This window comes from Thermosynechococcus sp. HN-54 (genome assembly GCF_023650955.1).
In the GTDB taxonomy this organism is placed as follows: domain Bacteria; phylum Cyanobacteriota; class Cyanobacteriia; order Thermosynechococcales; family Thermosynechococcaceae; genus Thermosynechococcus.
Map to the genome: position 1 here is coordinate 334,681 of NZ_CP098039.1, position 14,440 is coordinate 349,120.

At 51.7% G+C, this 14,440-nt stretch carries 14 protein-coding genes and 1 pseudogene; 8 read left to right on the forward strand and 7 right to left on the reverse strand.

What is annotated here, in order from left to right:
* The first annotated feature begins 2 nt into the window (after positions 1-2).
* Positions 3-1,877 carry a tetratricopeptide repeat protein gene (locus NBE99_RS01630; protein WP_250682780.1) on the forward strand — a complete coding sequence of 625 codons (1,875 nt, stop codon included), beginning with the start codon at positions 3-5 and terminating at the stop codon, positions 1,875-1,877.
* A complete protein-coding gene (locus tag NBE99_RS01635) occupies positions 1,861-2,793 on the forward strand; it encodes a 5'-nucleotidase (RefSeq protein ID WP_250682781.1) in 933 nt (310 codons plus the stop codon). Before NBE99_RS01630 ends, NBE99_RS01635 begins: the two co-directional genes overlap by 17 nt.
* Here NBE99_RS01635 and NBE99_RS01640 read toward each other — a convergent pair.
* The 4 genes and pseudogenes from NBE99_RS01640 to rpiA all read right to left on the reverse strand — a co-directional run bounded on the left by NBE99_RS01640 (position 2,778) and on the right by rpiA (position 4,785).
* Entirely contained in the window at positions 2,778-3,095 is a 318-nt protein-coding gene (locus tag NBE99_RS01640; RefSeq protein WP_250682782.1) for a hypothetical protein, read from the reverse strand. The two genes, NBE99_RS01635 and NBE99_RS01640, sit on opposite strands and share 16 nt — an antisense overlap.
* A gap of 65 nt (positions 3,096-3,160) precedes the next feature.
* A pseudogene (locus NBE99_RS13400) lies at positions 3,161-3,322 on the reverse strand (hypothetical protein); the annotation flags it as partial.
* Positions 3,323-3,529: 207 nt separating this feature from the next.
* Complete coding sequence (locus NBE99_RS01645; RefSeq protein WP_250682783.1) at positions 3,530-3,964, reverse strand: hypothetical protein; 435 nt, start codon at positions 3,962-3,964, stop codon at positions 3,530-3,532.
* Between the two features lie 113 nt (positions 3,965-4,077).
* A complete protein-coding gene (gene rpiA, locus NBE99_RS01650; RefSeq protein ID WP_250682784.1) occupies positions 4,078-4,785 on the reverse strand; it encodes a ribose-5-phosphate isomerase RpiA in 708 nt (235 codons plus the stop codon).
* Positions 4,786-4,982: 197 nt separating this feature from the next.
* Here rpiA and NBE99_RS01655 point away from each other — a divergent pair, with 197 nt between their 5' ends.
* Complete coding sequence (locus NBE99_RS01655; protein ID WP_250682785.1) at positions 4,983-6,641, forward strand: alpha/beta hydrolase; 1,659 nt, start codon at positions 4,983-4,985, stop codon at positions 6,639-6,641.
* On the opposite strand, the gene pgsA is transcribed toward NBE99_RS01655, so the two are convergent.
* The 3 genes from pgsA to NBE99_RS01670 all read right to left on the reverse strand — a co-directional run bounded on the left by pgsA (position 6,626) and on the right by NBE99_RS01670 (position 10,671).
* Positions 6,626-7,132 carry a CDP-diacylglycerol--glycerol-3-phosphate 3-phosphatidyltransferase gene (gene pgsA / locus NBE99_RS01660; protein ID WP_250683674.1) on the reverse strand — a complete coding sequence of 169 codons (507 nt, stop codon included), beginning with the start codon at positions 7,130-7,132 and terminating at the stop codon, positions 6,626-6,628. The two genes, NBE99_RS01655 and pgsA, sit on opposite strands and share 16 nt — an antisense overlap.
* A gap of 66 nt (positions 7,133-7,198) precedes the next feature.
* Positions 7,199-8,242 (reverse strand): class II fructose-bisphosphatase, encoded by a 1,044-nt coding sequence (gene glpX, locus NBE99_RS01665; RefSeq protein ID WP_250682786.1) that lies wholly within the window; start codon positions 8,240-8,242, stop codon positions 7,199-7,201.
* A gap of 194 nt (positions 8,243-8,436) precedes the next feature.
* Positions 8,437-10,671 carry a glycoside hydrolase gene (locus tag NBE99_RS01670; protein ID WP_250682787.1) on the reverse strand — a complete coding sequence of 745 codons (2,235 nt, stop codon included), beginning with the start codon at positions 10,669-10,671 and terminating at the stop codon, positions 8,437-8,439.
* 379 nt (positions 10,672-11,050) lie between these two features.
* Here NBE99_RS01670 and NBE99_RS01675 point away from each other — a divergent pair, with 379 nt between their 5' ends.
* The 5 genes from NBE99_RS01675 (at position 11,051) to NBE99_RS01695 (ending at position 14,421) form a co-directional block, all read left to right on the forward strand.
* Positions 11,051-11,695 (forward strand): Eco47II family restriction endonuclease, encoded by a 645-nt coding sequence (locus tag NBE99_RS01675; RefSeq protein WP_305879893.1) that lies wholly within the window; start codon positions 11,051-11,053, stop codon positions 11,693-11,695.
* A 37-nt stretch (positions 11,696-11,732) separates the two neighbouring features.
* The gene (locus tag NBE99_RS01680; RefSeq protein WP_250682788.1) at positions 11,733-12,467 is read left to right on the forward strand and encodes a DNA cytosine methyltransferase; all 735 of its coding nucleotides are present in this window, start codon (positions 11,733-11,735) and stop codon (positions 12,465-12,467) included.
* Positions 12,464-12,985: a DNA cytosine methyltransferase gene (locus NBE99_RS01685; protein ID WP_250682789.1), complete on the forward strand. Its 522-nt coding sequence runs from the start codon at positions 12,464-12,466 to the stop codon at positions 12,983-12,985. Before NBE99_RS01680 ends, NBE99_RS01685 begins: the two co-directional genes overlap by 4 nt.
* Before the next feature lie 75 nt (positions 12,986-13,060).
* Positions 13,061-14,113, forward strand: coding sequence for a zinc-dependent dehydrogenase (locus NBE99_RS01690; protein ID WP_250682790.1), 1,053 nt, complete (start codon positions 13,061-13,063; stop codon positions 14,111-14,113).
* On the forward strand, positions 14,113-14,421 hold the full coding sequence (locus NBE99_RS01695) for a DUF2499 domain-containing protein (protein WP_250682791.1): 309 nt from the start codon (positions 14,113-14,115) through the stop codon (positions 14,419-14,421). Before NBE99_RS01690 ends, NBE99_RS01695 begins: the two co-directional genes overlap by 1 nt.
* Positions 14,422-14,440 lie beyond the last annotated feature (19 nt).

A 14,440-nucleotide genomic window follows, 5' to 3' on the forward strand; every position in this document is an offset into this window, starting at 1 on the left:
CCGTGGGTATCTTTGGGTGGCCGACAGCCTTGCCCCTAAAAAAGGCTTGGCAACTTTATCAGCAACAGCAGTGGAGCGGGGCACAGCAATTGGCACGTCAAGTGATTGAACGTTCGCCGCAGCCAGAGGCCTACTATTTGTTGGGGTTGATTGCTGAGCAACTGGGGCAACCCCTTGAGGCACGGCGAGCCTATGAACAGGCGATCGCCCTCGATCCGTGGCATGCCCCTGCCCACTATCGGCTGGCTTTGGTTCTCCATGATCTTCTGGCGCAACCCGCTGCTGCCCTACCCCACTATCAACGCGCCCTTGAGGTGAAGCCGGAGTGGGTGGAAGCCCATAGTAACCTCGGCAATGCCTATCTGGACTTAGGAGACACTGAACGAGCGATCGCCTGCTACCAAAAAGCCCTCTCCCTAAATCCGGACTTGCCCACAACGCTGTATAACTTAGGACTCTGCCTGCACTCCCAAGGCAAACTCACCGAGGCCAGTGCCTGCTATGAACAGTCGCTGTATCTCGAACCCAGTCAGGCGGATGTCCACAACAATCTCGGCAGTGTCTATTTGGAATTAAAAAACTACGCCGCGGCCATTCCGCAGTTTCAAGCTGCCCTCAGCGCCAATCCAGAACTATTGGCAGCCCATTACAATCTGGGTTATGCCCTTCATTTACAGGGAAACCTTGCAGCGGCTCGCGATCGCTACCAAGAAGTGCTCCTGCGGGATAACAAGCACCAACAGGCGCTATTGCAACTGGGTCAAATTTCCCTCAGCGAAGCCGACTTTACGGGAGCAATCAGCTACTACCAACGCTGTTTGAGTCTTGACCCCCTCAATAGTGCGGCTCATGCCGGGTTGGCCACAGCGCTCTTGGAAACTGGGGATCCGCAAGCAGCCCTCCACCACTTTCGCCAAGCTGTCGCCTTGGATCCCGATGTCGTGGATGTGCGCCTCAACTTTGCCCTTGTTCTTCTGATGCTAGGGCACTTTCGAGAGGGATGGGAGGAATACGAATGGCGCTGGCAGCAACCCACGGGCGGATTACGCTCCTATCCTCAACCCCGCTGGCAAGGTCAATCCTTAGAGGGGAAAACCCTCTTTGTCTATAGTGAGCAGGGTCTGGGGGACTGCATTCAATTTGTGCGTTTACTGCCCTTGATGGCGCGGCGTGCCCAATGGGTAATTTTTGCTGCCTATCCGCCCTTGGTGCGCCTCTGTCAAACACTGCCGCGGATTCAGGTGATCAGTACCGAGGAGGTACCGCCGGTTTTTGACTACCACACCCCTCTGTTGAGTTTGCCTCGCTACTTGGGTATTGATAAAGACCACTTTCCCAAGTTCAGTCCCTATTTTCAGTTACCCACCCCCCTGCCCCGGAGTATCTTTAATGTGTCCAAACCGCGGATTGGTCTCGTCTGGGCCAGCCATAGCCAAACACGCACCACGGCGCAGCGGTCTTGTCCCCTTGAGTACTTCCTGCCCCTACTGCGGGAATTCGATGTCCAATGGTATAGCCTGCAAAAGGAGCGATCGCCAGCGGAAGCGGAACAACTACGGCAGGTGGGGGTGATTGACTGTCAGCCCTATATGGGGGATTTTCTGGATACGGCGCTGTTGATCCAGCAGCTCGATGCAGTGGTTACGATTGATACAGCCGTCGCCCACTTGGCAGGTGCCCTAGGGAAACCGCTGTGGATCCTGTTGCCCTTTGTGGCGGATTGGCGGTGGTTCTGGCAGCAATCGCGATCGCCTTGGTATCCTTCGGCGCAGTTAATTCGCCAGCCCCACCGGGGTGATTGGCAAGGGGCGATCGCCCAATTGCGTACTGCCCTTCAGGCCCACTATCGGATGCTCAACAATGGGATACCCAATTGAGAAGAAATTAGTGATTGCGGTGGCCTCTAGTGCGCTATTTGACTTGGGGGAGGCGGATGATGTCTTTCGCAATGAGGGTACCGAAAAGTACCGCCAGTTTCAGCGGGAAAGGAAATACGATGTCTTGCCTAAGGGGGTGGCGTTTCCCTTTATTCGCCGCTTTTTAAATCTCAATCGTGCCTATCCCGAACAGGAGCCGGTGGAGGTGGTGCTGCTCTCTAGAAACGATCCGGATACCGGTCAGCGGGTCTTCTATTCAATCCAACACTACGGCCTCAATATCACCCGTGCGGCGTTTTTAGGGGGGAAATCTCCCCATCCCTACATTCCGGCCTTTAATGTCTCCCTGTTTCTCTCTGCGAATGCAACAGATGTACAGCAGGCGATCGCCGCCGGCTATCCAGCGGGCATGGTGATTCGCTCGCCGATTACGGATCATGAAGACGATGCCGAGTTGCGGATTGCCTTTGACTTTGATGGGGTGCTGGCGGATGATGAAGCCGAAGCGGTCTTTCGTCAAGGGGATTTAGAACAATTTCAAGCCCACGAGTTGCAAAAGGCCGACATTCCCCACAATCCAGGTCCCTTGAGCGATCTCTTTAGAAAACTAGCGGCCTTTCAACAGTTGGAGATGGCCAAGGAGCAGCAGGATGCCAGCTATCGGCGGTTATTACGGATTGCGATTGTTACGGCACGCAACATCCTTGCCAGTGAACGGGTGGTGACTACCCTCAATAGTTGGGGCGTAATGCCCGATGAAACCTTTTTCCTCGGTGGCATGGAGAAAGTGCGCATTCTCAAGCAACTCAAACCGCACATCTTCTTTGATGATCAATTGACCCACCTTGAGTCGGCAGCGGGTTCGATTCCCTCAGTGCATGTGCCCTTTGGTGTGCGCAATTATGGGCAGACCTGACGCCCCTCCATCTGGATCACGGAAACATCTAGCTCGCGATCGCCCCGTTCCATTTTGCCCCTAGCAGTAACAACACTGCCTACCCTCAGAACCCCATTGCGCAGGGCAGGTTTGCAGGCATCGGGTAAATCCAGCTTGTAGCGTTGGTTATTGGCCTCAATTAAGACTTCATCATCATCAACAACCGCCGTAATTCGACCCGTAAGCGTGGCGGGCACCTCCTTACCAGCACGGCTGGCGATCGCCCCTGTGATCAACATTGCTGCCACCATTAATGCCAATACCAACCAACGCAATCGCATGGCACAAATCCTCAAAGATAATTTTTCTCAATAATTTGACCAGCGATCGCCCCCAAGAGTTCATCTTAGAGTGCACCAAACTCAAACAACTGTACTAAAGGGAGGTCGACGGGAATTTGACCCGTGCCAAGAACAAGAATACTGGCTTCGGTGTGGCGGCTGAGCGGATAGATACGAATGTGATCTTTACTGCGTTTAATCCGCCGTTGCAGGCGATCGCACAACTCCTCAACTTGGTAGGTTTCTAAGCGTGCCTCAAATACACTAAACTGGACGCGCCGACCATATTAAAGATGCTCTTGCTTCCTTTCGGGGAAGTAGAATGAATGGAAACTGGAGAAGTACGCCAAAAATAAGCAAAAAAAGGTCAGTGTTGTTGCCACCAACCCTTCAATAAATGAGGAGAAGTCAAGTTTCTAGGAGTTCATTTCTCATTAGCGGGGAACAACGACAGGGCGGACTTGAACCCCCCAAGAACCTAGCGTACCCACATTACATCCACCCTGACGCCCGATCGCCCCAATTTGAATCGTGTGACTCCCCTGTTGCCAGTTGCCACCAATAGGCAAAAATCCTGAGCGGTTGGGGCCAAGGAACTCCGTTTCAACCCGCTGTCCCTCACGATTGGTGGTGAAATATTTCACTTCGGAGCAGTGGGTGGCAGGTGCAGTGACCTGTAGGGCATAGTCAAAGTTCGGGCTTTCAGAGTTGAAGTTATAACGAGCCATTTGATCGCAAATTTGGCCGCCGCTGTTGCAGTTGACGATAATCGGTGGGTTCGCCTGTGCTGCCGTAGTAGCAACCACAAAGCCCGAAACCGCAATGCTGCCTAGTGTGGCCAACCGACGGGTGAAGGAGTGGAGAGACATTAGAGGCTCCTGTGGAGTGGATACTCCGATTATCAGTGGCAGCCCACTCTCCGCCTAAGAACCGAATCACTGCTTGGTTGAGAGATTGATCACAGGGGGCAAGCGGCTTTGTGCTAGCGCATTTCACGCACACGAGGTTGGCCATCCACAATCTCACCAATGAGGATGACATCGGCTACGTTGACAAACAGGCCATTTTCGACAACCCCAGGGATGTTGTTAATCGTTTTTTCCAGTTCAGCAGGGTTTGCAATGTCATCAAATTTGACATCAAGGACAAGGTTGCCTTGATCGGTGACTACTGGGCCATCTTTTTTTATCCCCATGCGCAGTTCGGGCTGACCCCCAAGAGCTTTCAGGGCACGGGTCACCGGAGCCACGGCAAAGGGTAAAACTTCCACGGGCACAGGGAAAGTAGCACCCAATTTCTGCACCAGTTTGCTGCTGTCCACCACCACCAAGAACTGATCTGCAAGGGAGTCAACAATTTTTTCACGGGTATGAGCCGCCCCACCCCCTTTGATCAGGTTTTTGGCGGGATCCACTTCATCGGCACCGTCAATCGCAATGTCCAATTTCTCCACATCATCGAGGGTGACAAGGGGAATGCCGTACTTTTTGGCGAGAACAGAGGCTTGAAACGAGGTAGGCACACCAGCAATATTGCTCAGTTCTCCATTGCGCAGGCGATCGCCCAAAAATTGAATCACAAAGGCCGTGGTTGACCCAGTACCCAAGCCGACAATCATTCCAGACTGCACGCGATCGGCAGCAGCTTTGGCAACGGCCTGCTTCATTTGTTTGACTGCATCATCACTCATGCGCGGGTTCCCTCATTTTTTCCAAAAGCAAGATACCACAGCAAGGAACTTGCCACCCAGGGCAGTGGTCAGGTAATCATGGAAGGTTAAGCGCCTCTTTCACAAGAACGGCACATACTTTTTAGATCAGACCTGTAGTTGCCGTTGGCTTGGTAAACCACGATAATGCTTGAGAACCAAGTGAGGGTGTTTTAGGGATGGCGATCGCACGCACAAGGAAAAAATGGCAGTGGTTCTCCCTCTTGGGCGTGGCTGCAACATTTTGGGGACAGACAGGACTTGCTGCCGAGCAAATTAGCCTTGTTTATCCGCCCTTCGGCACCTTCAACATTCAAGTGAGCGACCTTGCCACATTTGCCAAAACGGGTAATACCAGTCCAGAGCTAAGGTTTTTAATTCAATTGCTTCCTAGTGACCAAGAGCCAAACCTGCGGGAAGGCCTAACAACCCGCATGGACTTAGAACCCACCACCGTCAGTCAGTTTGTCAGCAGCCCTATTGGTCAAGTTTTCTTAGAGCGTATTGGCCAAGTCATTCGTGCAGACAATGATGTCAATGGTGGCCAAGCGCTTGGTGAAGCCCTGAAAACCGCCGCTAGTTCCTCCTCAGGCATTACCCTACTCTCAGTGCTACAGGCCTTTCCTGGCAAGAGTGTTAAAGTCAATGGTGAGTTGGGTCTGAAGGCAGTTGGAGCCTTTACCCGTGCAGTGAATCAAGAACAACGGGCGCAAGACTTTATCGAACGCTTGGCGCAACTCCAACCGAAAACACCTCTGCCAGCCAGTAGCCTTAATCCTGCCCAAAAGGGTTCCTTTCAGTGGCAAAAGCAAAAAATTGAATTTACCAATCCCAATCGCACCACAGGCCCCATTCCCGCAGATCTCTATGTTCCAACAGGAATCACGGCGCCTGCACCTCTAATTGTCATTTCCCACGGTTTAGCCTCAGACCGCACGACGTTTGCCTACTTGGCAGAGCACCTCGCCAGTCATGGATTGGCAGTTTTGGCAGTCACTCACCCCGGTTCGGATGCCAGCCGAATTAATAGTTTTCTCTCTGGGGCGCCCCTCGACTACGAGAACTTGCCAAAGGATTGGGCGCAACGCCCCCTTGACTTGAAATTTGGTGTGGATGCTGTAGCGGCTTTGGTTCAGAAAAATCCAGCCCTGAAAATTGACACCAATAATGTGGGGCTATTTGGCCACTCGATGGGGGGCTTCACCGTGTTGGCGGCAGCAGGGGGTACTGTTGATTGGAATGCAGTGAAACAACGCTGTCTAGCAGCGGCGAATGATCTCTTTATCTTCAATATCTCAGTGCCTTTGCAATGTCGTAGTCTTGGCCTTTCTGATGTGCCCTCTGCACTGGCGGATTTGCGGGTCAAGTCAGTAATTGCTGTCAATCCTGTGAGCAGTATCCTGATTGGTGAAGGGGGGATGGCCAATATCAAGGTGCCCACGCTGATTGTTTCCAGTAGTCGGGATGTCTTTGCGCCACCTTTGGAGGAGCAGGTCTTACCCTTTACGTGGTTGCAGACTCAGCCCAAGTACCTTGCCATGCTCGTGCCCGGTACCCATTTCTCGGTGGTGGGGGTCAGTGAAGCGGGAGTCTTGCCAGTTCCCAATGATCTGATTGGCCCAAACCCACAGTTGGCACAGCCCTTTTTCAAGGGACTGGCGGAGGCTTTCTTTGGCGTCTTCAATCAAAAAAATGAATCCTTGCGTCCGTTTCTGAGTCAAACCTTCGTCAATCAGGTGGCTCAGCCCACTTTTCAAGCCTACTGGGTGGATCGCATCAATCCGCAGCAGTTGCAAGAGGTGCTAGCGGGTCGGATTGGTTCTCAACCAAGGAGGTAAAGTCCGCCAGAGATCAAGGTGAGGGCGATCGCCCCCCCATAAACAATGAGTATTCCCCCCTGCCAACTCGGTGGTAAGGGTGCCAAGAGGAGAGCGACAGCGACGATCTGGCTGACCGTTTTTGCTTTACCCCAGAGATTGGCGCCCTGAATTTGCGATCGCTGAACCCGCCAACTGGCAATGCCTAGCTCGCGAAAGAGGATCAACGCCACAGACCATGCGGGCACCTCTCCCCATTCAATGCACAGCAACAGGGGCACCAAGATCAGCAACTTATCCACGAGAGGATCGAGGACTTTGCCCAAATCCGTGACCTGATTGAGACGACGGGCAATGTAGCCATCTAGCCAATCCGTCAGGGCTGCGCCCAGAAACAGACCCACCCCCCACCAGCGATAGACCGCTCCCTCATTGAAGGAGAGCAAGCCTAGGATCACTGGCACAATCAACAGGCGAGCAAGGGTAATCGTCGTGGCGAGGTTCAAAGGCATGGCACTCATGCAAAAGAAAACCCCCTCACGCAGAGGGAGTTCATTGTCTTTGATCACGGTCAGTGCTTAGTACAACTGGAGCGACTTCAACTGCTTATCGAACATGTGAATGGTATCCACAAAGCGCGCGGTCTTCGACTGCGTGGAAATGACCAAAGATTGGGTACGGGCACCGCCTTTGAAGAAGCGCACCCCTTTCATGAGCATACCGGGCGTAATGCCACAGGCAGCAAAGAGCACCGTTTCCCCGGAGGCCAATTCCTCCGCTTCATAGACCTTGTCGGGATCAGTGATGCCCGCTTTTTTCAGTTCTTCGAGATTGCCTTCGCGGGTGCGATTCGCCCATTCCTTGGTCATGACCACAGCGGGATCATAAACCAGTTGCCCTTGGAAGTGCCCACCCAAGGCCCGTATAGCAGCAGCGGAAATCACCCCTTCAGGCGCAGCGCCAATTCCCATCAGGGCATGAATGTTGGTTCCCGAAAAGGCACAGGAGAGAGCTGCGGAGACATCGCCATCGGAGATGAGTTGGACACGGGCGCCGGCGTCGCGGATTTCTTGAATCAAGTCATTGTGGCGATCGCGCTTCATCACCACCACCACCAACTCATCAATGGCACGGTCAAGGCATTCCGAGAGAATTTTCAGGTTTTCTGTGGCGGAGTAGCGAATATCCACTTTGCCCTTAGCAGCAGGGGGAGCCGCCAATTTCTTCATATAAAAGTCTGGCGCGGCAAACAGACCCCCCTTTTCCGAAATGGCAAGTACCGCCATCGAGCCCGGTTGACCATAGGCACAGAGGTTCGTCCCTTCGCACGGGTCAACGGCAATATCAATTTCAATCAGTTCTTCAGGGTTGCAGTACTGTGCTGCGTCGGGACGGGTGCAGATGCCCACTTCTTCGCCAATGTAGAGCATGGGAGCTTCGTCCCGTTCCCCTTCGCCAATCACAATGCGACCGCGCATATGGATTTGATTGAGGCGCTTGCGCATGGCATCCACGGCCACCTGATCGGCCATGTGTTTGTCGCCTTTGCCCATCCACCGTGCTGAGGCGATCGCCGCCTGCTCGACAACTTCAATAATCTCTAAGCCGATGACGTTATCCACACAACCCTCCTAGACTGCACAAGTTGATCCCGCAGAGGTTTCCTATCTGAGCTTACAGAACTTTGGGGTCGAGAAAATAATTTCTCACTGCAAATTATTCGTTCTTGGTGCCAGTCTCATCTGAGAGAGTTAGCAGTGTCTTTTTGTTGTGGAATGGGGAGCATTGTCGTGGAAAACAGGCTCTCCCCCAAGGCCTAGGGAGTGGTCAAAAAGAGCAGTTGCTCTGTGGGCAAGTGATCAAGGTAATAGCCATCTTGAGCCAACACAATTAACAAATGAAGGCCACAATCGGGACGTAGGTGCAGATCCGCCCAAGGAATCACCACTTCTAGGCAGGTCTCTAGGGCATAGCGGGCATGGCTGGGTCGCTCTTCCCACTGATAGTTGGCGATCGCCTCCTTGAAAGTGATCCGTTGCGGTTCAAAGTGAATCACCAGTTGATGGTGGTACAGGTAGTTCAGCGGCGCTTCATCGGGGCAATCTTGTAGGTCAGCGAGGGGACTATTGTACGTGACCATATTGGGGTAGTACCAGCAAAAATGAATAGTACTGATTTCATGGCCAAAGGGCTGTTTTTGGCTAGGCGCATCGAGACGCAAATAGATATTCAGGTGATCCACCCCATACCAGAGGCGATTGATCAGGGTTTGGCGGTGCATGGTTCCCCGACTGCCACCGATTTGAATGCGACCGGCAAAGTTCCAGTCCTGCTCATCACCGCGCCCATCAATCTCAGGGTGAATAAAGCCTTGGGGCGGGTAGGTATCCTTGGCTTCGTGGACTTCTAAGGGATCGTTGAGCACTTCAGGAATCGGCTCACCCAAGGCCGTGTAGAGCGCCATTAAATGCTCACGAAACAGCTGGTCAAACATGGCGTCGTGATTTGAGGAATGCCCCTCACCAAACCACCAGAACCAGTCGGAGCCTTCAGCGGCAAAAAGGGCTTGCCATGCCGCCGGATTCTTGGTTTCAGTGGCTTCGGGATGGCGCTCAAGGGTTTGGCGGGCAGCCGCTAAATAGTCCCACGCTTTATTTTTCACTGGGTCGCCAATCCACGTGCAGAAATTGCCATCAATCCAAGAGCCGCTGTGGAGAGCAGAACCCGCAATCACCGCACGCGGGGGATATTGTTGCAGATACTCCGCCACAGAAACACAGGCAAAGTGCTGGCTCTCGCTCAGGCTTTGGTAGAGCGCCTGCAAAAATGGCAGACCATCACGGGGGTAGTATTCCCAACAGTTTTCACCATCGAGGGCAATCGTCACTAACCATGGTTGCTCTAGACTGGTCTGGCCGCTGCCTTCGTAGGCAATGAGTTGCTGGCGAATGCCTTCTAGCTGCTTGAGCAAATCCGCTGCCGCCACTTCAGGTGCCATGGCACTGTAGGTAAAACCAATCAAATCCGAGAGGCGATGATCTCGAAAGACAACGTTGAGATCGCCCTTAGCGGTTGTCAGGCGGTAGGGTTGGTAAAGCACCTCTGCCTGTTGCACCACCCCTATCTCATTGCGGTGGAAGTAGGTTCGGGTTGTCCAGCCCAAGATGGCTTCATCGGAGCAAATCCATTCAAATCCCTGCTCAAGAATCGGTTCAAGAATTGCTGGACTGACGGATTGCTCTGACGGCCACAGTCCTCGGGGCGATCGCCCAAAGAATTGTTCATAGAGAACTCGCGCCCGCCGCAAATGACGCGGCACATCTTCAGGATAGTGAAATCGCTGTTGGGGCAAGGCAATGTTGGGAACCGCTACTTTTGCGGCATCCGTATCCACCAGCAGGGGCAAAATGGGGTGAGTGTAGGGGGTTGTGGTGATTTCGATTTGACCGGCCTCTTGGAGGGCACGGTGCTGCGGAATAATTTGGCCAAGGATTTCCCTTTGTTTGGCAATGATCCGCTGGCGATCGCTAAGGCTGAAATTCCGCCCTTGGGACAACCATTGGGCAATCTCTGGTTCATCCCAATACAGCGGATCAATCCACGCTAAATTGTGCCACGCCAACAAATCCCCGTAGTCTTGGGGCTGCCAATGTTGCCAACACCATGTTTTCCCTTGGGTTTGCCGCTGCTCGTAGAGTTCGCGATAGCGGGGATAGGGGTCAATCATCGTGCGGTGGTGGGCATCAAAGAAATGCTCAATGATAAACCAGCGCTGTTGATCCGTGAGTTGCTCGACCGGCGTCAGTGTGGCTGTGAGGTAGGGATCAAGAGCCGTACCGTTGACATAATCCTGAATTTGCAGCAGTAGCGAGGGGACAAGGTTGACGGTTTGCTTGAGGCGCGGATATTTAGCGAGGACAAGAATCAGGTCTAAGTAATCTTTTGTACCGTGGAGCCGTACCCAAGGGAGGAGGTATTGACCCGTGCGGCAACTTTTGTAGAGGGGTTGGTGTTGATGCCAAATGAAGGCAATGTGCAAGGGATACGCCACAACAAACTTGCCCCCATGACTTAAGACTCTTTCTCCAGTATTTCAGGAGCGTTTGCTTCTGTACCACTTTGTTACGTAAGATGTCAAAGGCAGCAAAAATCTTAATATAGCCCTTTTCTAGAGTATGAGTTATGCTCCTGTTTCAGTGCCTGCTATCGGCGCACGGCAGTTTTGGCTGTTTTGAGCCTTTCCTATCCATATAAAAAGAACCACACCATGCTCTATAAGGCTTTTGCGTTTTCTAAAGAGTCGGCCTGTCAACCCAAAATCAGTACCATTTAGGATTTATTAGCGACGAAGATATTCGTGTTCATGTTAAAAAAAAACAATACTGAAGTATCGCTCATCAATTGATTTCACAGAATTTAAGAAACTTAAAATTGATCCAATAAAAGCAACCTTCGATATCGCTGTTTATCATCTCAGTGATAAGGAATTTATTAAAAGACAAATCATCAGACAAATTGACAAATCTAATAATAATCACATTGGCTATTTTCATCAAAACATTTTTCAATGCTTTCAAGATTGGGAAGTTCCTGAATCAGGTTATGACATAGTCAATTTTAAGAAATCTTACTATGCGGAAATCAAAAACAAATTTAACACAATGAATAGCAATGCAAAAGAAAATAATTTCCGTAAAATGAAACAAACTATAAATAGTGAATTAAAAGCAACTTGTTTCTTTATTGAAGTGATTTCAAAAGAATCTAAAAACATTCCTTGGTCTGTTAAAATAGATGATAAAGTAGTCAGGGATGAAAGAATAAGAATAATTTCAATTGATAAGTTTTATAAGATCGCCACAGCTGACAAGGATGCATTCGCGAATTGGTGCAAACACCTACCACAAATCATTCAAGATGTCCTTCAATCTGAAGGAGTTGAAATTGGTTTCTCATCTAAAAATGAAAATATCAGGGAAAGTTTAAGAAAAGTTCATCCAAATCTCTTGGTGGCTCTCTATTATTTGGCATTTTCCAACTATGAAGGATTTAAGGATTTTACACAAGACCAATGATGTTCTATCGGCTGAGCTGATCACTGATATTCTCAGTGTGACAAAAGCCACCGTACAAAAGTGGGAGTGCCAAGGTCTCTTGACCTGTCGTGAAGAGGATGAACGGGGCAAACGCTACTATCCTGTAGCCCAACTGCTTCAGTTTCCAAAATTTCGGGAACTCATTTTTAGTCCTTGGGAGCAGGAGCAATTCATCCAACCCTTGCGGCCTTACCAAACCCTTGAATTGTTTGCCGGGGCAGGGGGATTGGCCTTGGGACTAGAGCAGGCGGGGTTGCACGTTGTCTCCCTGAATGAAATTGATAAAGATGCCTGTGGAACGTTGCGGCAAAATCGCCCGCAGTGGCAAGTGATTGAGGCAGATATTCGCACCTTCAACTGGGAACGTCTGATCGAAACAGAAATTGATCTGTTGACCGGTGGGTTTCCCTGTCAAGCCTTTTCCTACGCGCGGGAAAAGCTCGGCTTCGCCGATATCCGTGGCACTCTATTTTTTGAATTTGCGCGGGCCATCAAAGAAGTAAGACCGAAAGTGTTTTTAGGCGAAAATGTGCGGGCTCTGCTCAGCCACGATCGCGGGCGTACCCTTAGAACGATTGAAGCCGTGCTTTCCGAAATTGGCTATACGCTGATGCCACCACAGGTTCTCAATGCTTTGTTTTATCGCGTGCCCCAAAAACGCCAACGGTTATTCTTTGTGGGCATTCGCAATGACTTGTTGCCCTATGCTCAATTTAATTTGCTTTGCCGAGTCCTTGTCCGCAAATTATGACGTTGGCGGATGCCCTCAAGGCAGGGGTTCTCTATAAGAACGATGTGCCTCCCTCTGCGGCTCAGCGTTACCCTGAACAAAAGGCAGCGATTTTACAACAGGTTTCCGAAGGGGGATGTTGGCGCCACTTGGCTCCGGATCTTCAGCAGGCCTATCTGATGGGGAGTTTTCGCCTTGATGGTGGCAAAACTGGGATGGCACGGCGGTTGGCATGGGATGAACCTGCGTTGACATTGACTTGCTCTCCTGCCCAAAAGCAAACGGAACGCTGCCACCCCACCGAAACGCGGCCGTTGACGGTGCGGGAATATGTGCGTATCCAAACGTTCCCAGATGATTGGCAATTTTGTGGTTCCCTCTCCAGTCAAGATCGCCAGATTGGCAATGCGGTACCCGTGAATTTGGCGGCAGCGGTGGGGCGATCGCTCGTGAATCTATTGAATGCCCTTGAAACCAAATCACCTCAGCCCACTATTTGCTTGTTGGCAGCAAAACAACTAGAGTTTTCCTTTGTTTGAAGAGCGGTATCATCCAGACTTGCCCTCGGTGCAACGGCCAATTATCTTAGGGGTGACGAGTTTGCAAAGGTCTCAATGAAAGCCCAAGTGTTCCGAGGGGTGAACCAACTTAGCTACGAGGACATTCCCATCCCTGAGATTGCGGCGGATGAAGTCCTTGTGCGCGTCAAGGTCGTTGGGTTGTGTCAATCAGACATCAAAAAAATTCGCTATCCCCTCTATGAGCCGCCCCGTATCTTTGGCCACGAGACAGCGGGTGAAATTGCGGCGGTGGGCGAGGCCGTGACGGGTTGGCAGGTGGGTCAGCGGGTGGTGGTCATGCACCATATTCCCTGTATGCACTGCGCCTATTGCTTAAACGAAAACTATTCGATGTGCCATGTTTATAAAACTGTTACAACCACGGCGGGCTTCATTCCCAGTGGTGGTGGCTTCGCCGAGTATGTGAAGGTGCCGGGGCATATTGTGCAGCATGGGGGCTTAATCCCCATTCCCGATGACATTAGTGATGAAGAAGCAAGCTTTGTTGAACCCACCAACTGTTGTCTAAAGGCGGTGAAGAAAGCGGGCGTTGCTCCCGGCCAAACGGTGCTGATTACGGGAGCCGGTCCCATTGGCCTAATGTTTATTATGTTGGTGAATCTCTTTGGGGCACGGGCGATCGCCACCGATTTACTCCCTTCGCGGATTGCCAAAGCCAAGGAAGTGGGTGCTGCGGCTGCCTTTGATGCCCGCGATCCCGATCTCAGTGCCAAGGTGCACGCCCTCACCCATGGCTTGGGAGTGGATGTTAGCCTCCTTGCTGTTCCCAGTGAAAAAGCCTTTTTCCAAGCCCTAGAGTGTACGCGCAAGGGGGGCAAAATTCTCTTCTTTGCAGAGTTTCCCGATGAAGTGGAGATTCCCCTCAATCCCAACATTCTCTACCGCCGTGAGATTGACCTCATGGGGAGCTACAGCTCCTCCTATCGCTTGCAGTCCCTTGCCTGCGACATTATCTTTAACCGCCGCATTGATGTCAAAGCCCTCGTGAGCGATCGCTACCCCTTGGCCAAACTTGCTGAGGCAGTGGAACAGGCTGTGCATCCCACCCCTGAGACTTACAAAATTCTCATTTACCCGGAGGCCTAATGCACGCCCTGTCAATTCCCACATGGATCGTGCACATTTCCAGTGTCCTTGAGTGGATGGCCGCCATTTGGTTTGTGGCGCAATTGGATCGTCGCTTGCCGGGGCGGGGGTGGCGGTGGCTGGCTTGGGCAATGCTGCCGGCATTGGTGAGTGCCATGTGTGCCTGTACGTGGCATTACTTTGACAATGCAGTAACGCTTGCTTGGTTGGTAGATCTGCAAGCCCTTTTTACCTTCATTGGCAACTGTACCCTCTGTGGGGCAGCGGCATGGCTGTGGTGGCGATCGCGAGCCGTTTCCCCCCTCTAGGAAACTTTTACAAAATGGA